Genomic DNA, 16,692 nt, shown 5'->3' on the forward strand with positions numbered 1-16,692 from the left:
CTGTGGGCGAAGCTCTTCGGCTACGCGGCCATGCTGTGCGTGCTGATCATCGTCGGCGTCCCGCTGTACTACATCCTGACCCGCTCGTTCATGGAGCACGCGGAGGTCTACTCGCAGCCGGTCAGTTACTGGCCCAAGCACTGGCTGGGCTCGAACTACCACGACGCCACCACCGTGCTGCCGTTCTGGCAGTTCCTGCGGAACTCGATCATCGTGACCGCCGTGGTGTCGACGGTGAAGTTCGTGCTGGGCGTGCTCAGCGCCTACGGGCTGGTGTTCCTGCGCTTCCCGTACAAGAACGTGCTGTTCCTGACGATCATCGCGGCGCTCATGGTGCCCAACCAGATCACCATCATCTCCAACTACGCGCTGATGGCTCAGGCCGGACTGCGAAACACGTTCGCGGGCATCATTCTTCCGCTCTGCGGCGTCGCCTTCGGCACCTTCCTCATGCGCAATCACTTCCTGTCGCTGCCCAGTGAGGTCATCGAGGCCGCGCGCATGGACGGCGCGGGCTGGTGGCGGCTGCTGACCCGGGTGGTGCTGCCCATGTCCGGGCCGACCATGGTGGCGTTCGCGGTGGTCACACTGGTGAACGAGTGGAACGAATACCTGTGGCCGTTCCTGATGGCAGATGACGCGCGGGTGGCCACGCTGCCGGTCGGCCTCACCCTGCTGCAGAACACCGAGAACCCCAGTGTCACCAACTGGGGTCCGGTCATGGCCGGGGTCATCCTGACCATGCTTCCCATTCTCATCGTCTTTCTGGTGCTCCAGCGCCAGATGATCAAGGGCCTCACCTCCGGTGCGGTCAAGGGCTGAGCGTCCGAAAATGAAGTCCCAGAAGGAGATTCCCGTGTCCGATTCTCGCGCTTCTCAGAGGCACCGTTCCGCGCTGTCGCGCCGCGGGTTTCTCGGCCTCGCCGGTGCGGCCGCGGGCGCGGTCGCGCTGACGGCCTGTGCCGGTTCCGGTGGTGGCGGCACCCAGGGCGGTGATTCCAAGACGATCACCTTCTGGTCCAACCACCCCGGCACCTCCAAGGACCAGGAGACCGAGCTGATCAACCGGTTCCAGGCCAAGTACCCGGATCTGAAGGTCAATCTGGTCGACGCGGGCAAGAACTACGAAGAGGTCGCGACCAAGTTCAACGCGGCCCTGTCCGGCGGCGAGCTGCCCGACGTGGTGATCCTGTCCGACGTGTGGTGGTTCAACTACGCGCTCAACGGCACCATCGAGCCGCTGGACAGCCATTTCTCCTCGGCCGGGGTGAACGTGTCCGACTACGTGGACACCTTCGTCGGCGACTACAAGTTCAACGGCAAGACCTGGGCGCTGCCGTACTCGCGCTCGACCCAGATCTTCTACTACAACAAGGATCTGTGGTCCAAGGCCGGACTGCCCGACCGCACCCCGAACAGCTGGGACGAGTTCGACGAGTGGGGCCCCAAGATCCAGAGCGTGATGGGCGGCGGCGACAAGTGGGCGCACGGCTGGGGTGACGCCAAGAACTACCTGGCCTGGACCTTCCAGGGTCCGTGCTGGACCTTCGGCGGCGCCTACTCCGACGAGTGGAAGCTGAAGTTCACCGACCCGGCCACCATCAAGGCCGGAAACTACCTGCGCGACTCCATCAACAACAAGAAGTACGCGGCCATCCGGCCCACCTACGCGGTCGACTTCGGCAACGGCATCATCGCCTCCGCCATCGGCTCCACCGGTGACCTCAAGAGCATCAAGACCAATGCCGCGGGCAAGGTCGAATTCGGCACCGGGTTCCTGCCGCACCCGAACGGCGCGGGCGCCACCACCGGCGGTGCGGGCCTGGCGATTCCGTCGCGGATCAGCGACGCGCGCAAGGAGAACGCGCTCAAGTTCATCGACTTCATCACCAATGCGGCCAATACCGCGTACTTCTCGCAGGCCACCGGGTACATGCCGGTGCGCAAGTCGGCGGTGAACGACCCCAGCGAGCAGGACTTCCTGACCAAGAACCCGAACTCGAAGACCGCGATCGACCAGCTCGCGCTGACCAAGCCGCAGAACTACGCGCGCGTGTTCGTGCCCGGCGGCGACCAGATCATCGGCACCGGCCTGGAGAAGATCGGCCTGCAGAACGCGGATACGGCAGCCACTTTCGCCGATATCTCGAGCCAGCTGCAGACCATCATCGACCGGCAGATCACGCCCAAACTGCCCAAATAAGAGCGGGCTGCCCAAGTAAGAGCGGATAGAGGAGACACGCCAGCATGGCGACTGTGCAGTTCGAGGGAGTTTCCCTCACCTACCCGGGTGCGCCCGGTCCGGCGGTCGAAGACCTGAACCTGGACATCGCCGACGGCGAATTCCTGGTGCTGGTCGGGCCTTCCGGCTGCGGCAAGTCCACCAGTCTGCGCATGCTGGCGGGTCTCGAGGCGGTGACGGCCGGGCACATCCGCATCGGCGGACTCGATGTGACCGGCCTGCCGCCGCGCTCGCGCGATGTGGCCATGGTGTTCCAGAGCTACGCCCTCTACCCGAACATGACCGTGGCCGAGAACATGGGCTTCGCGCTGCGCAATGCCGGAATGAACAAGGCCGACACCATGGTTCGCGTCAAGGAGGCGGCGGCCATGCTGGAGCTCGAGGACCTGCTCGACCGCAAGCCGGCACGCCTGTCCGGCGGTCAGCGCCAGCGCGTGGCCATGGGCCGGGCCATCGTGCGCCGCCCGCAGGTGTTCTGCATGGACGAGCCGCTGTCGAATCTCGATGCGAAACTGCGGGTTTCGACCCGCTCGCAGATCGCGGCGCTGCAGAAGCGGCTGGGCACCACCACGGTCTACGTCACCCACGACCAGGTCGAGGCCATGACCATGGGCCACCGGGTGGCGGTCATGAAGGACGGCAAGCTGCAGCAGATCGCCGCTCCCCGTGACCTTTACGCCGATCCGGTCAATACCTTCGTGGCCGGATTCATCGGCTCCCCGGGCATGAACCTGCTGACCGCTCCGGTGCGCGAGGGCGAGGCCGTGCTCAACGACCTGCGAATCCCGGTGCCGCACACAATCGATGGCAAGAACGTCGTCGTCGGCATCCGCCCGGAATCCTGGGAGGTCACCACCGATCCGGCCAATGCCCTCCCCGTCGAGGTGGAGCTCCTCGAGGAACTCGGCGCGGAATCATTCCTCTACTCTCACGGCATCGCCGACGAATGGTCCAGCCGCTCCGGCCGGGTCGTGGCCCGCGTCGACCGCCGCTTCCGAGTAGCGCTCGGCGACCGCCTGTACTTGACTCCCAAACAGGATGAATTGTTCTTCTTCGATGCCGAAACCGAAGAGCGCCTTCGCTAGTCGGGCGCTGGGCGCGATCGCGGCCGCGGCCGCGGTGGCGCTCCTGCCCGCCGTCACCCTCGCCGCGCCGCCGGGCGGAGCCGCGCCCCTGTTGTTCGCGCACCCGGGCGTGCTGGTCTCGCGGGCCCAGCTCGACTTCGCCAAGCAGCAGGTGGCGGCCGGTGCACAGCCGTGGAAGGGCGCATTCGATCAGTTGATCGGAAGTCCTTATGCCGCTTTGGATCACGCGCCCGTGCCGCGGGCCGTGGTCGATTGCGGGTCGTATTCGAAGCCCGACAACGGTTGCACCGACGAACGCAAGGACGCGGTCTCGGCCTACACCGACGCGCTGGCCTGGTACCTGACCGGTGACAATCGCTACGCGGACAAGGCGATCGAGATCATGGACGCCTGGTCCGGCACCGTTACCGACCACACCAATTCCAATGCGCCGATCCAGAGCGGCTGGGCGGCGTCCATCTGGACCCGGGCGGCGGAGATCATTCGATACAGCCACGACTGGCCCGGTGCCGGTCGCTTCGGCGACATGCTGCGAAACGTCTACCTGCCCAAGGTGATCAACGGTTCGCAGTCCAACGGCAACTGGGAGCTCGTCGAGCTCGAAGCGACCCTCGGCATCGCCGTCTACACCGAGGACCGGCCCACCTGGGACAAGGCCATCGGCATGTACCTGGACCGGGTACCCGCCTATATCTACCTGTCCTCGGACGGGTCGATGCCGAAGGTGTCGGCGCGCAGCGATCTGCGCACGCCCGAGGCCGTCATCAAGTACTGGCAGAACCAGTCCACCTTCGTGGACGGTCTGGCGCAGGAGACCTGCCGCGACTTCGAGCACACCGGATATGGCCTCTCGAGCATCGCCCATATCGCCGAAACCAGTCGTATCCAGAATCAGGACCTGTACCCGCAGGTCGGCGATCGGCTCCGGGCCGCGTTCGAGTTCCACTCCAGATACCAACTGGGCGAACCGCTTCCGGCCGACATCTGCGGCGGGAAGTTCGACAAGAAGCTCGGCCCCATCACCGAGGTCGCACTGAACGCGCTGCACGACCGGATGGGTCAGGATCTACCCGAAACCCAGCGACTGACCGATCAGCTGCGCCCGGAGGGCGTGCTCATGTTCAGCCTGTGGGAGACCCTGACCCACGCGCGCAATCCCGCCTGACCGCTACCAGATCTTCACGCGCTCGGTGGGGTCCAGGTAGAGGTCGTCGCCGGGCTTCACGTCGAACGCATCGTGGAAGCTGTCCAGATTGCGAACCACCCCATTGCAACGGAACTCCGGCGGGGAGTGGGGGTCGACGGCGAGGCGGCGGATGGCCTCCTCGGTGCGGGCCTTGGTGCGCCATACCTGGGCCCAGCCGAAGAAGACGCGCTGCAGGCCGGTGAGGTCGTCGAGGACGGGGGATTCCTTGCCCTCCATGGCGATCTTGTAGGCCTCCAGGGCGATCGAAAGGCCGCCCAGGTCGCCGATGTTCTCGCCGATGGTGAATTCGCCGTTGACGGTGTGGTCGTCGGACAGGTCCTTGGGGGAGAACCGGTTGTACTGGGCGATCAGCGCCTTGGTGCGCTTGCCGAATTCGGTGCGGTCCGACTCGGTCCACCAGTCGACCATATTGCCGTCGCCGTCGTACTTGGAGCCCTGATCGTCGAAGCCGTGGCCGATCTCGTGGCCGATGACCGCGCCGATACCGCCGTAGTTGGCGGCGTCGTCGGCGTTCATGTCGAAGAACGGGGGCTGCAGAATGGCCGCGGGGAAGACGATCTCGTTCATGCCCGGGTTGTAGTAGGCGTTCACGGTCTGCGGGGTCATGAACCATTCGCCGCGATCGACCGGGCCGCCCAGCTTGTTCAGGTCGCGGTCGTGCTCGGCGGCATAACCGCGGCGGTAGTTGCCCACCACATCGGCCGGGTCGATGGTGACGGCGGAGTAGTCGCGCCACTCGTCCGGGTAACCGATCTTGGGGGTGAACTTCTCCAGCTTGGCCAGTGCGGCCTGCCGGGTGTCCGGGCCCATCCACTCCAGCCGGGAGATATTGCGGCGGTAGGCCTCCTGCAGGTTCTCCACCAGCTCGACCATGCGGGCCTTGGCCTCCGGCGGGAAGTGCCGCGCCACATACAGCTTGCCGACGGCCTCGCCCAGCAGATCCTGCACCAGGGAGACGCCGCGCTTCCAGCGCTCGCGATTCTCCTGCGCACCGGTCAGGGTGCGGCCGTAGAAGTCGAAGTTGGCCTCGACCAGATCGGCGGTCAGGAACGGCGCGCGGGCCTTCACCACCCGCCAGGCGGTCCACGCCTTCCAGTCGTCCAGGGATTCCGCCGCCCACGTCTGTGCGAAGGTGCGCACGTAATCCGGCTGGCGCACCACCAGTTCCGCGAACAGCTCGGCGCCCGAGCGGTCCAGGCCCGCGGCCAGCGCGGAAGTCCAGGCGGTCCAGTCGAATTCCGGGTGCTCGGTGACCAGAGCGTCGAAAGTGGTGAGGTTGTAGCTCAATTCGGCGTCGCGGCGGCGCACCACATCCCAGTGGCCCGCGGCCAGCTTGGCCTCCAGGTCGAAGACCCGCTGCGCGTCGTAATCCAGCCCGGCCAGCTCGAACATGCGGCGGATGTGGGCGACGTACTTCTCGCGGATCTCCGCGTATTCGTCCTTGTGGTAGTACGACTCGTCGGGCAGGCCGATGCCGGACTGGGTGGCGTGCACCAGGTAGCGGGTGGAGTTCTTGTCGTCGGTGTCGACGTAGAAGGCCAGCGCGCCGCCCACGCCGGTGCGCTGCAGGCTGCCGATGAGCGCGGCGAGGCCCGCCCGGTCGGCCACGGCGGCCACCGCGGCCAGCTCCTCGGCGATCGGGGTCAGGCCCGCGGCCTCGATGGCGTCGGCGGCCATGAAGCTGTTGTAGAGGTCGCCGATCTTGCGCTCATCGCTGCCCGGGGCGGCGCCGGAGGCCGAGGCGTCCTGGATGATCTTCTGCACGTCCAGTTCCGCCTGGTCGTAGAGCGTGCGGAAGGCACCGTCGACCGCGCGGTCGGCCGGTATCTCGTAACTGTCCAGCCATTTCCCGTTGACGTGCGCGAACAGGTCGTCCTGCACCCGCACGTCCGCGTCACGGAAGGACAGGTCGATACCGGAGGGAGTCAGCTGCGAAGTCACGATGCCCAGTATGCCCACTCCGGAGGCACACGGCCGGGCTGTGTGAACTTCGCACCAGGTGCGTTCACGATCAGTGAACGCAATGGCTCAGGGCTCAGGCGTCGACGGGGACTCGGTCGAATTCTCCGTCCCGGACCCCGGCGACGAAGGCGCGCCATTCGCCCGGGGTGTAGATCAGGGTGATCGCTCCGTGCCGGAGGGAGGTGTGGCCGTCCGCACCGGTCTCCGCGATGAGCGCAGTGCGGTGGTTATGGCGGCCCTGCACAGCGGCCAGGAATGTCATCCATTCGGCCACGGTGACGGTGATGATGGGCTCGTCGTCAAGGCGATGTTCCGGATTGCGCCGGTACTTGCTGTCGCGGATGAGCACCGCATCACCGTCGAATCGAACCTCCACGCACTGATTTCCGTTATTGGTACGAGACGACGTGAACCAGCCGGTGGATTCCGGCTGATACTTCGCGGTGGTTTGCATGGGCAGCATTTTACCGTTACGCATGCGTTTCCTGCCCTTGCGAATAGCGTTTGATCATCTCCAAAGATTCTGCGCGACCGAGAGATTGGTCGAGTGCGCGCACAAATGCGAACCGCAGATCGCGAATCTGCTCCGGATCTTCCACCGCCCCACCGAAAACCGCGCTCTCCACCCAGGTGAAGGTGGGCAAATTCTCGGAAGAGAAATCCAGCAGATGAAAACTCGAGCCGCCCAGCAGTGCGCCCCGGGTCGCGGTGAACGGAATCACCCGTACCGAAATGGAATCCAGTTCGTCCAGCAGCATTGCCAGGTGTTCGAGTTGCCCGCGCAATACTTTCGGGCCGCCGATCTGTTGCAGGAGGGTGGCCTCGCCGATCACCGCGGTGAGCTCCACCCGATCATCACCGCGCAACCGCTCCTGCCTCCGCAACCGCACGGCCACAAGCTGTTCCACCTGTACCGGGCGGATCATGACGTCGGCGCTGATGAGCGCCCGCGCGTATTCCTCGGTCTGCAACAGCCCGGGCACCACCAGGCTGTCGTAGCTGCGAATGCTCTCCGCGCCCAGCTCCATGCCGTAATACCGTTGCAGCTCAGGCCCGATCAGCGCCGAGGACTTGGCCCACCAGCCGCGCTCCTTGCTCAGCACCAGCAGTTCGAGCAGCTCCTCGCGCTCCTCGCCCTCCACCTCGAGCAGCTCCAGCACCGGGCCGATGGTGGTGGCGGTGAGCACGCGCCGGCCCTTCTCCACATGCGACCAGTTGGCCGGGGTGAAGCCGACGCGCTTGGCGAAGGTCGCCGAGTCGAAGCCGCGCTGCTCGCGCAATTCGCGCAGCCGCAAGACCAGCTCCCACCGGGCGACGGTAGGGGAGACGGGTGCCATGAGGACGGATGCTACGCCCCGCAACTCGCGGGCGTGTGACTATTGTCATAGCGATTACTCGGGCTTAGGGTCGGTAGCAGGAGGTTCGCCATGAGCGCGCTGGACCCGTCCTCATATACCGACACCCAGGAAGCGCTGGCCCGGTGCCGACGCTACCGCAAGGAACACGGCCTGTACGGCGTGGTGGACTCGACCATGGGCCGAATCATGTTGGAGGTCGGGGCCGTCGGGGCCGTCACCATGCCCACCGACCTGGGACGGCGCGTCCGCGACCACCTCGTGGCACAGGGCCGCTGCGGGCCCGTCATCGCCCATCCGCGCTCGGGGCGATGGACGTTCCTGACCGGTCCGACCGACGACTCGTACCTCGACTCCGCCTTGTTCTCAGACCTTTTCAGGGATTGTGCCGCGGTGGCACTGCCCGGTAGCCACATCGTGCTGCCGTCGCCGTCGGACGAGCACAGCGGCTACCGCGCGTGGATTCACCCGCCGGAAGGGGACTTTCGCCCCGAACTGGCCGAAGTGGTCGCGGCTACCCGCGAGTGCCGACCCGTTACCGGGTAGGCCGAGGCGTCAAAGTGACGCTGAACTTGTCCTCCACGCGCCTGTTGAACTCGTCCTGGCACTGCTGGACCTTGGACTGGTCGTTGCCCGCCTTCTCGAGGCAGTCGATCAGATCGGTGCCGCCGGTGTCCTTGAAGAAGATCCACAGGAAAGCGCCGACAATGCAGCTGCCGATGATCGCGATGAGACCGGTGATCACACCCGTCAACGCCATCCCGAACCCGCCGGTGCTGCCCCGGCGAGCCTTCACCATGGCGATCGCACCCAGGACGAGCGCGACGAGACCACACACGACGCCGACGAACACCGTCCAGAAGGTGAGCACGGCCAGGATGCCGAAGATCATGGCGGTGATCGCCATGCCCTTGCGCTGCGGCGATTCCTGCCAGTACTGCTGCCCGCCGGGCGGCGGATAGCTGCCCGGCGGCGGTTGCTGACCGTAAGGACCAGGTTGGCCGTACTGCCCCGGTGGCGGGTACTGGTTCATGTGTCGATGCTATTGGCCGCCGAGCCGGGCGTGCATCTCCCACACCAGAATCTCCGACGGCAGGTTGGCGGTGACGCGCTGACCGCCGCTGCGGGCCAGCCGGACCGCGTCACCCTCGTACAGGGTGCCCGCGCCCTCCATCTCCACCTCGCCGCGCGCGATGAAGACGTGCAGGTAGGGAGCCTCCGGCAAACGCACCTCGGCGCCCTCGCCGGGCAGCCGGGCCACATGCATGGCCGAGTGGCTGCTGGCGATCTCGATGGCCGTGCGGTCGCGGTAGCGGGGCAGCCCCGAGGCGACCGTGACCAGGCCGCCGCCGGCCAGTTCGTCGTCGACCTCCAGCTGCTGATAGCCCGGCGTCAGCCCGGAATCGTCCGGCACCACCCACATCTGAACGAAATGCACCGGCTCCTGATGTTCCGGCGCGGCGCTGATACGCCAGGAATCGTTCTTCTCCGAATGCAGAATGCCGGTGCCCGCGCTCATTCGCTGGGCTAGGCCCGGATAGATGACGCCGTTGTGCCCCAGCGAATCCTGGTGCACCAGGCTGCCGCTCAGCACCCAGGTGACGATTTCCATATCCCGATGCGGATGGGTCTCGAAACCCTCACCGGGCAGGACGATGTCCTCATTGTTCACCAGCAGCAGGCCGTGATGGGTGTTGTCGGGATCGTAGTGTTCTCCGAACGAGAACGAATGCTTCGAATCCAGCCACGCCACACGGGTTTTCATGCGGTCGCCGCCACGATGGATATCGATGTGTGGTGTCGTGAGGGTGGACACCGCCGTACTCCTCTCACCGGCGAGCACCGATCGGGTTCCAGGGTAGGGGCACAATCCATGCCTCGCGCTGAACTCCAGGTAAATAGTCTAGCGTGGGAGCACCGTCGCTCCGTCGGCTGCCGACCAGGCCATTCGCCCCGGACGGCGGGCGCGGGCAAACGGACGGCGACAATAATGACCCGGCGCCCGGCGCACGCGGCGCCCGGTGGGCCCAGGTCGGCGACCGTATCATGATGTGCCGCAAGCGAAACGGGAGGGAGAGCAGGGGGATGCGACCCGAGGTACTCGCGGGCATCGAACGCGAGCTGCGGCTGCAGGCCCAGAGCGAGGGAATCGTCCACTTCGTCGTGGGCGTGGCCGTGTTCCGGGCCGGAAAGCTGCTGGTCGTGCGGCGTGTCGAGGGATCGCACCAGGGCATGTGGGAACTGCCCGGCGGCGGCGTGGAACCGGGGGAGTCCTTCGCCGAGTGCGTGGTTCGGGAGCTGTTCGAGGAGACCGCGCTGCGGGTCGTGCGCATTACCGACGTGCTCGGCGGCTTCGACTACGCCACCCGCACCAAGTCCCGGGTCCGCAAATACAGCTTCGTGGTCGAGGCCGAGGACGGCGAGATCCGGCTGGATCCGAGCGAACACGACCGCTACCAGTGGATCGACGCCGACACCGTCGACAACCTACCCATGGCCGACGATATGCGCGCGGCCGTCTTCGCGCTGGTGACCACGCACCCGGCCCGGTGACCACCCCCGCACCGACCGGCCTACGCGAGCGGCTCGCGGCGGCCCGCACCGGATTGCGCGAGAACCCCGGCACCCTGCGGCTGACCGCGGTCCGACTGGCCGGGCAGTTCGGCGACGGCATGTTCCAGGCCGCGCTGTCGGGCGCCATCCTGTTCAATCCCGAACGCCAGACCGACCCGCTGGCCATCGCGGGCGGTTTCGCGGCGCTGCTGCTGCCGTACTCGATCATCGGGCCGTATGCGGGCGCGCTGCTCGACCGCTGGGACCGCCGCCGGGTGCTGCTGGTCGCCAACGGACTCCGGGCGGTGTTCATCCTGCTGACGGCCGCCGGCCTGGCCGCCGGGATCCGGGCTACCCCGCTGCTGCTGGGCGCGCTGGCCGTGGTGGGGGTGAGCCGGTTCGTGGGCGCGGGCGTGTCCGCGTCGCTGCCCCGGGTGCTGTCCCAGCGCTGGCTGGTGCCGATGAACTCGGTGCTGGCCACCGTGGCCTCCGGGTGCGCGATTCTGGGCGCGGGCCTGGCCTTCTCGATCATCGGACTGATCGGCGCGGGCGATGCCGCCTCGGCGGTGGCCGCGGCCGTCAGCGCCATCGGATCGGTGGTGGGCGGGCTGGCGGTGGCCGGATTCCGGCCGGGTGTCCTGGGACCCGAACGCATCGGGGACGATGGCGGGCCGGCCGAGCGCACCACCGTGCGGGCCATCGCCGCGGGCCTGCGCGAGGGCGCGACCGCGGCCTGGCACTCGCGCGAGGTGACCACGACCTTCGCGGGAATCGGCGCGCACCGCATCGTCTTCGGCGCGGACACGCTGCTCATGGTGCTGGTGCTGCGGCGCGGCGACGAGGCGGCGGTCGGGACGCACCTGGCGAAGTTCAGCGCGGCCATCACCGCGACCGGGGCGGGCATGCTGACCGCGGCCGTGGTCGCCCCGCTGCTGATCCCGCGGCTGGGTCGCCCGCGCACGGTGGTGAGCTGCCTGGTGACCGCCATCGCGGTGCAGCTGGTGCTGGTCACGCCCATCACCATCGCCACCGGAGACGCCGAGCGCTGGGCCGAGATACTGCTGCTGGCGGCGGCCTTCCTGCTCGGACTGGCGGGGCAGGTGATCAAGCTGACCGGTGACGCGGCCATGCAGATCGATATCGACGATGCCCACCGCGGACAGGTATTCGCCCTGCAGGACACCGTTTTCAACATCACCTTCGTGCTGGCGCTGGCGGGCACGGCGCTGCTGATTCCCACCGACGGGCGTTCACCGGCGGTGGTGATGGCGGCGGCTGCGGTCTACGCGGCCGGAATCGTGGCCATTGCGGCGAACTCCCGGCGTCGAGCGGGGCAATAGCCGACCCGATACAGTGCCCAAGTGGGATTCATCGGGCACCGCAGGGGATTTCGCCGTCGACCCTTCGTTCGTCCCTCCGAAATCCCAGCGCTGCTGATCCTTTCGGGTGTGGTGACCCTGGGCGCGGTCACGGTGCCGAGCGCACCCGCCTCGGCCGCTCCCACCCATCCGTGGGCGCCTGCGCCGGTGAACAGCTGTGGCGAAACGGGATTCGATCCGCTGGCCCGGCAGTCGAATCCGGCTTCGCCGCAGCCGCAGGCGGATACGACCATCAAGATCCCGATCCCGGTGCCGCAGCTCGTGACGGTTCCGGTGCCCGGCCCGAAACCCGATGCCACCCGGGTCGATTCGGTCGCGCTGCCGTCGGACCCGTGCGCCAGCCCGTGCCCGGATGTCCGCGACACCGCCGCGCCGACGCCCGCGAACCAGCCCGGCGGCGGGAGTGTGTCGCTGCCTCGAATCGAGATCGCGCCCGAGCCCGAACCCATTCCGATTCCGATCCCGGGCGGGGAACCGCCGGAACCGCAGGCGGCGCCGACCCCGGATCCCCAGCCCGCCGCGCCCGCACCCGTCGCCGCACCGGTGGCTCCGCGCCAGGTGGACGCTGTCGAGCTCGTCAATCAGGTGACCGGGCACGGGTCGGTGAACCGGACCGATACCCGTTGGTCGGTCGACGGCACCGATCTCGGACTGCTGTGGGAGACCAAGCCCGGACAGGTCGCGGTGGTGTTCGGCGATACCTTCGGCAAGGGCTGGCAGGCCGGGGGAGCCGGTACGGATCAACAGGATTGGCGCAGCAACACCATCGCCTACAGCAGCAATCGGGATCTGTCGCAGGGCCTGGTCCTCGACGACTTCGTGCAGAACAGCCGCTGCCACGCCGCGGAGATCCTGGACTCCCGCAAGGTCAAGAACTTCGAGACCACCACCATCCCGACCTCCGGATTCGCGATCGGTGACCGCCAGTATCTGACCTATATGTCGGTCAATCACTGGAGCCGCATTCCGGGCATGTGGTGGACGAATCTCGGCGGCATCGCATGGTCCGACGACAACGGCCGCACCTGGACAAAATCGCAGTGGGCGCGCTGGGACAACCTGTTCGGCGTCGGGCGGTTCCAGGTCGCGACCATGGTTCCGCACGGCGACTACGTGTACATGTTCGGCACGCCCAACGGGCGGCTCGGCGTCATCGGGCTGGCCCGGGTGCCCGCCGCGCAGGTACTGAACAAGTCGGCCTACCAGTACTGGATCGACGGCAACTGGGTCCCGGCCGAGGGGGCCAACGAATTGCTCGCCACGCCACTGGTGTCCGGCACGGCGAGTGAACTGTCGGTGCGCTACGACGAGTCCAGTGGGCAGTGGCAGATGGTCTACCTGGACGTGACGCGCGGGCAGATCGTGCTGCGCACCGCCGCCGAACCGCAGGGGTCCTGGACCGAACCGGTGCCGCTGCTCGGCACCGACGACTATCCCACCGCGTACGGCGGGTTCATCCACCCCTGGTCCACCGGGAAGGACCTGTACTTCACCATCTCGGCCTGGAACAGCTACAACGTCTATCTCATGCACGCGACCCTGAAATAGCGGGTGCCGACGTATCGGCTCGGTCACACCCCGCCGCCGACACGCCAAGATCGCTACCGGGATGCTGCCGCGCCGGTTACGGTGGCAGGGATGCGTACGGCACGCTCCAGACCGACTGCCGCCCTGGCACTCTCGGGCGCGGCCGTCTTGGCGCTCATGCTGCTGCCCGGCGCACCCGCCACCGCCGGGCCCCTGGCTCCGTGGCAGCCGCCGCAGATGAACGACTGCGGCGAAACGAAATTCGATCCGCTGGCCCGCGAGCCGGATCCGAACGCGCCGCCGCCACCTCCGCCACCCGCGCCGGACAATACGATTCACATCCAGATCCCGGTCCCGCAGTTCACGCCGGTCGAGATCCCGGGGCCGCGGCAGGACAACACCCGGATCGAGCCCGCGCCGCTGCCCGAGGATCCGTGCGCCAATCCGTGCCCGGACATTCGCAATGACCAGAGCCCCAAGCCGGAAATCGTTGCACCCTCGGATGATCCGGTCGATCCGCCCGCCGATCCAGCGGACTCGTCCGGCGATCCGGGTGCCGACGAGCCGCCCTCTCCGCAGCCATCCCCCGCGCCGCAGCCGTCGTCTCTGCCGCAACTGCCGCAGCTGCCGAAGGTGCAGTTCGATCAGATCCCCGAGACCGTCCCGATTCCGACGCCCGGCGGCGAGCCGGAGGAACCGCAAGCCCAGCCCGCTCCGGCCATGCAGCCTCCGGCCCCCGCTCCGGTCGCCGCGCCCGTGGCCCCCGGCGAGCTCGACTCGCTGACCCTGGTGAACCAGGTGACCGGGCACGGGTCGACCAATCGCACGGATATGCGCTGGTCGGTGGACGGCACCGACCTCGGAATCCTGTGGGAGACCAAGCCCGGACAGATCGCGGTCGCATTCGGCGACACCTTCGGCAAGGGGTGGGAGCCGCCCGCCGCGGGCACCGGGGACCAGGACTGGCGCAGCAACACCATCGCCTTCAGCAGCAATCGCGATCTGTCCGAGGGGCTGAAGCTGGACACCTTCGCCCAGGACAGCCGCTGCCACGCGGCCGAGATCCTGGGCAGCCGCAAGGTCGACAACTTCGAGATCACCACCATCCCCACCTCGGGTTTCGCGCTCGACGGGCGGCAGTACCTCACCTATATGTCGGTGGCCCGCTGGAGCCGCCACAAGCCCGGCATGTGGTGGACCAATCTGGGCGGTCTGGCCTGGTCCGACGACGGCGGCAGCACTTGGACCAAATCCGAATGGGCGCGCTGGGACAACTTCTTCGGGCTCGGGCGGTTCCAGGTCATGGGCATGGCGCCGCACGACGGGTACGTCTACATGTTCGGCACACCCAATGGGCGTTTCGGGACCATCGGGCTGGCGCGGGTGGCGTCGGATCAGGTGCTCAACAAGTCGGCCTACCAGTACTGGATCAACAACACGTGGGTGCCCGCGATCGGACCCGACGAATTACTGGCCACGCCACTGGTTTCCGGGACGGCCGGGGAGCTCTCGGTGCGCTACGACGAGTCCAGCGGGCAGTGGCAGATGCTCGATCTGGACCTGGACCGGCACGCCATCGTGCTGCGCACCGCCGCGGAACCGCAAGGGACGTGGACCGATCCGGTCACACTGGTCGACACCGACGACTATCCGTCGACCTACGGCGGATACATCCATCCGTGGTCGACCGGGAAGGATCTGTACTTCACCATGTCGGCCTGGAACAGCTACAACGTGTATCTGATGCACGCGAAGCTGAAGTGACGCAGCATTATTCGATCCTCCGGAACCGCAGCGCCTGACCCGGCCGGGCCTGCGCGACGGTGTCCACGTCCGCGTCCACCACCACGGCGATCACCGGATAGCCGCCGGTGATGGGGTGATCGGCGAGAAATACCACCGGCTGCCCGCTCGGCGGCACCTGGACCGAGCCCAATGCCATACCCTCCGTGGGCAATTCGCCGGGAACGCTGCGCCGCAGGTCCGGCCCGCTGCGGCGGTCCAGGCGCGCGCCGATCCGATCGGTATCCGAGGACACCGACCACTCACCGGCGAAAAGCGCCGCGGCATCGGCGAACCAGTCGGCGCGCGGGCCGGGCACGGCACGCACCGTGAGCAGGTCGTTGCCGAGCGCGGGCACCGGCGCGACATCCACGATCGGCCAGCTGCGCGGCGGCTTCCCCACCGGCAGCAGGTCCCCGGATCGCAGGGGATCGGGGCCGATGCCCGAGAGGGTGTCGCGACTGCGGGAACCCAGCACCGGCGCGACCTCGATACCGCCGCGCACCGCCACATAGGTGCGCAGCCCGGTGGCCGCGTATCCCATCCGAAGCCGTTGGCCCTCTTCCATTTCCAGCACACTGGCCGGACCCATCGGGCGGTCGTCGACGGTGACGGGGGCCGACGCACCCGTCACCGCGACCGTCACATGCCGCTGCGCCACCAACTCCAGGCCGCCCAGCAGCACCTCGATGCCGGCCGCGCCCTCCGGATTCCCGACCAGCCGATTGGCCAGCCGCAGCGAGGCGCGATCCGCGGCACCCGCGGTGCCGACCCCGGAGTCGAACCAGCCCGGGCGGCCCAGATCCTGAATGGTGGCCAGCGGTCCCACCCGCTCCACCCGTAAACCGGGCTCGGGCATTTCCGGCGTGTTCATGAGCGCGCCCCCACATTCACGAATCGCACCCCGGTGCCCGCACGCACCAGGGCGGGCGGATCCCGATCCACCTGCCACATCGGGAGTTCGGTGGTGCCGATCAGCTGCCAGCCGCCAGGACTGCTGCGCGGGTAGACCGCCGAATAGCCACCCGCGAGCGCCACCGCACCCGCGGGGATGGCGGTCCGCGACTGGGTGCGCCGCGGCACGCTCAGCCGGCCGTCCGGAGATTCCAGATAGCCGAAGCCCGGCGCGAATCCCACGAAGGCACAACGCCATACGGTGCCGGTGTGCTGGGCGATCACCTCGGCGGTGGTCAGGCCCAGCAGGCGGGCCACCTCGGCGAGATCAGCACCGTCATAGCGGACCGGGACTTCCAGGGGTTCGCTCGGAGCATCGTCTACGTCCATGAAGCGGCGGACGCGATCCGGCCGCCCGGGCAGTTCGCGACCGCCCGCGCTGACCCGTGCCGCCGCGTCGAGGTGAGCGAGCAAGGCCAGCAGTTGTTTTCGTACTTTCTCCGCGACGGCGGGCGAGGTCAGCGTGACGAGCACGGTTTCGGCGGCGGGCAGTACATCCACCACTCCGGCCGGACGGGTGCGCAAGGCCGACACCAGATCCGCGACCATGGCGCGCACCGGCGGAATCACCAGCAGCGCACGGTCACCCGCCGCCCGCACCTCACCGGCGATATCGGAGAACTCGGGATCGGTCATGACCGCTCAC

16 protein-coding genes are annotated in these 16,692 nt (G+C 67.6%); 9 read left to right on the forward strand and 7 right to left on the reverse strand.

Features of this window, described 5'->3' with window-relative positions; translation table 11 throughout:
- The first annotated feature begins 30 nt into the window (after positions 1 to 30).
- Genes ON43_RS34830 through ON43_RS34845 form a run of 4 tightly spaced genes read left to right on the forward strand, consistent with a single transcriptional unit; the run spans position 31 to position 4,492 of the window.
- Positions 31 to 822, forward strand: coding sequence for a carbohydrate ABC transporter permease (locus ON43_RS34830; protein WP_083913980.1), 792 nt, complete (start codon positions 31 to 33; stop codon positions 820 to 822).
- A gap of 34 nt (positions 823 to 856) precedes the next feature.
- Positions 857 to 2,203 carry an ABC transporter substrate-binding protein gene (locus ON43_RS34835; RefSeq protein WP_040814531.1) on the forward strand — a complete coding sequence of 449 codons (1,347 nt, stop codon included), beginning with the start codon at positions 857 to 859 and terminating at the stop codon, positions 2,201 to 2,203.
- A gap of 44 nt (positions 2,204 to 2,247) precedes the next feature.
- Positions 2,248 to 3,327 (forward strand): ABC transporter ATP-binding protein, encoded by a 1,080-nt coding sequence (locus ON43_RS34840; RefSeq protein WP_040814427.1) that lies wholly within the window; start codon positions 2,248 to 2,250, stop codon positions 3,325 to 3,327.
- Entirely contained in the window at positions 3,299 to 4,492 is a 1,194-nt protein-coding gene (locus ON43_RS34845; RefSeq protein ID WP_040814429.1) for an alginate lyase family protein, read from the forward strand. The genes ON43_RS34840 and ON43_RS34845 overlap by 29 nt, the downstream gene beginning before the upstream one ends.
- Positions 4,493 to 4,495: 3 nt before the next feature.
- Here ON43_RS34845 and ON43_RS34850 read toward each other — a convergent pair whose 3' ends face one another.
- The 3 genes from ON43_RS34850 to ON43_RS34860 form a co-directional block, all read right to left on the reverse strand.
- The gene (locus tag ON43_RS34850) at positions 4,496 to 6,475 is read right to left on the reverse strand and encodes a M13 family metallopeptidase (protein ID WP_373283521.1); all 1,980 of its coding nucleotides are present in this window, start codon (positions 6,473 to 6,475) and stop codon (positions 4,496 to 4,498) included.
- Between the two features lie 94 nt (positions 6,476 to 6,569).
- On the reverse strand, positions 6,570 to 6,950 hold the full coding sequence (locus ON43_RS34855; protein ID WP_040814535.1) for a DUF397 domain-containing protein: 381 nt from the start codon (positions 6,948 to 6,950) through the stop codon (positions 6,570 to 6,572).
- A 16-nt stretch (positions 6,951 to 6,966) separates the two neighbouring features.
- Positions 6,967 to 7,833, reverse strand: coding sequence for a Scr1 family TA system antitoxin-like transcriptional regulator (locus tag ON43_RS34860; protein WP_040814431.1), 867 nt, complete (start codon positions 7,831 to 7,833; stop codon positions 6,967 to 6,969).
- A gap of 90 nt (positions 7,834 to 7,923) precedes the next feature.
- Between ON43_RS34860 and ON43_RS34865 the strand changes: the two genes are divergently transcribed.
- A complete protein-coding gene (locus ON43_RS34865) occupies positions 7,924 to 8,397 on the forward strand; it encodes a hypothetical protein (protein ID WP_040814433.1) in 474 nt (157 codons plus the stop codon).
- On the opposite strand, the gene ON43_RS34870 is transcribed toward ON43_RS34865, so the two are convergent.
- A complete protein-coding gene (locus tag ON43_RS34870; RefSeq protein ID WP_040814435.1) occupies positions 8,387 to 8,884 on the reverse strand; it encodes a DUF4190 domain-containing protein in 498 nt (165 codons plus the stop codon). The two genes, ON43_RS34865 and ON43_RS34870, sit on opposite strands and share 11 nt — an antisense overlap.
- A gap of 9 nt (positions 8,885 to 8,893) precedes the next feature.
- Positions 8,894 to 9,667 (reverse strand): pirin family protein, encoded by a 774-nt coding sequence (locus ON43_RS34875; RefSeq protein ID WP_040814437.1) that lies wholly within the window; start codon positions 9,665 to 9,667, stop codon positions 8,894 to 8,896.
- A gap of 269 nt (positions 9,668 to 9,936) precedes the next feature.
- On the opposite strand from ON43_RS34875, the gene ON43_RS34880 reads away from it, so the two are divergent.
- From ON43_RS34880 to ON43_RS34895, 4 genes are all read left to right on the forward strand, one after another.
- Positions 9,937 to 10,404 carry an NUDIX hydrolase gene (locus tag ON43_RS34880; RefSeq protein WP_040814439.1) on the forward strand — a complete coding sequence of 156 codons (468 nt, stop codon included), beginning with the start codon at positions 9,937 to 9,939 and terminating at the stop codon, positions 10,402 to 10,404.
- The gene (locus ON43_RS34885) at positions 10,401 to 11,744 is read left to right on the forward strand and encodes an MFS transporter (RefSeq protein WP_040814441.1); all 1,344 of its coding nucleotides are present in this window, start codon (positions 10,401 to 10,403) and stop codon (positions 11,742 to 11,744) included. Before ON43_RS34880 ends, ON43_RS34885 begins: the two co-directional genes overlap by 4 nt.
- A gap of 81 nt (positions 11,745 to 11,825) precedes the next feature.
- A complete protein-coding gene (locus ON43_RS34890; RefSeq protein WP_051179646.1) occupies positions 11,826 to 13,331 on the forward strand; it encodes a DUF4185 domain-containing protein in 1,506 nt (501 codons plus the stop codon).
- Between the two features lie 90 nt (positions 13,332 to 13,421).
- Positions 13,422 to 15,074 (forward strand): glycoside hydrolase family 183 protein, encoded by a 1,653-nt coding sequence (locus ON43_RS34895; RefSeq protein WP_040814445.1) that lies wholly within the window; start codon positions 13,422 to 13,424, stop codon positions 15,072 to 15,074.
- Between the two features lie 7 nt (positions 15,075 to 15,081).
- Here ON43_RS34895 and ON43_RS34900 read toward each other — a convergent pair whose 3' ends face one another.
- Both ON43_RS34900 and ON43_RS34905 read right to left on the reverse strand, forming a co-directional pair.
- Positions 15,082 to 15,966, reverse strand: coding sequence for a 5-oxoprolinase subunit C family protein (locus ON43_RS34900; RefSeq protein ID WP_245568875.1), 885 nt, complete (start codon positions 15,964 to 15,966; stop codon positions 15,082 to 15,084).
- Positions 15,963 to 16,682, reverse strand: coding sequence for a 5-oxoprolinase subunit B family protein (locus ON43_RS34905; protein WP_051179639.1), 720 nt, complete (start codon positions 16,680 to 16,682; stop codon positions 15,963 to 15,965). The genes ON43_RS34900 and ON43_RS34905 overlap by 4 nt, the downstream gene beginning before the upstream one ends.
- Positions 16,683 to 16,692 lie beyond the last annotated feature (10 nt).

The organism is Nocardia concava NBRC 100430 (assembly GCF_000308815.1).
In the GTDB taxonomy this organism is placed as follows: domain Bacteria; phylum Actinomycetota; class Actinomycetes; order Mycobacteriales; family Mycobacteriaceae; genus Nocardia; species Nocardia concava.

Coding starts and splice junctions, on each gene's coding strand:
- ON43_RS34860 (WP_040814431.1), bottom strand. CDS start 7,833: ATGGCACCCGTCTCCCCTACCGTCGCCCGGTGGGAGCTGGTCTTGCGG.
- ON43_RS34840 (WP_040814427.1), top strand. CDS start 2,248: ATGGCGACTGTGCAGTTCGAGGGAGTTTCCCTCACCTACCCGGGTGCG.
- ON43_RS34900 (WP_245568875.1), bottom strand. CDS start 15,966: ATGAACACGCCGGAAATGCCCGAGCCCGGTTTACGGGTGGAGCGGGTG.
- ON43_RS34830 (WP_083913980.1), top strand. CDS start 31: ATGCTGTGCGTGCTGATCATCGTCGGCGTCCCGCTGTACTACATCCTG.
- ON43_RS34870 (WP_040814435.1), bottom strand. CDS start 8,884: ATGAACCAGTACCCGCCACCGGGGCAGTACGGCCAACCTGGTCCTTAC.
- ON43_RS34895 (WP_040814445.1), top strand. CDS start 13,422: ATGCGTACGGCACGCTCCAGACCGACTGCCGCCCTGGCACTCTCGGGC.
- ON43_RS34905 (WP_051179639.1), bottom strand. CDS start 16,682: ATGACCGATCCCGAGTTCTCCGATATCGCCGGTGAGGTGCGGGCGGCG.
- ON43_RS34865 (WP_040814433.1), top strand. CDS start 7,924: ATGAGCGCGCTGGACCCGTCCTCATATACCGACACCCAGGAAGCGCTG.
- ON43_RS34855 (WP_040814535.1), bottom strand. CDS start 6,950: ATGCAAACCACCGCGAAGTATCAGCCGGAATCCACCGGCTGGTTCACG.
- ON43_RS34845 (WP_040814429.1), top strand. CDS start 3,299: ATGCCGAAACCGAAGAGCGCCTTCGCTAGTCGGGCGCTGGGCGCGATC.
- ON43_RS34880 (WP_040814439.1), top strand. CDS start 9,937: ATGCGACCCGAGGTACTCGCGGGCATCGAACGCGAGCTGCGGCTGCAG.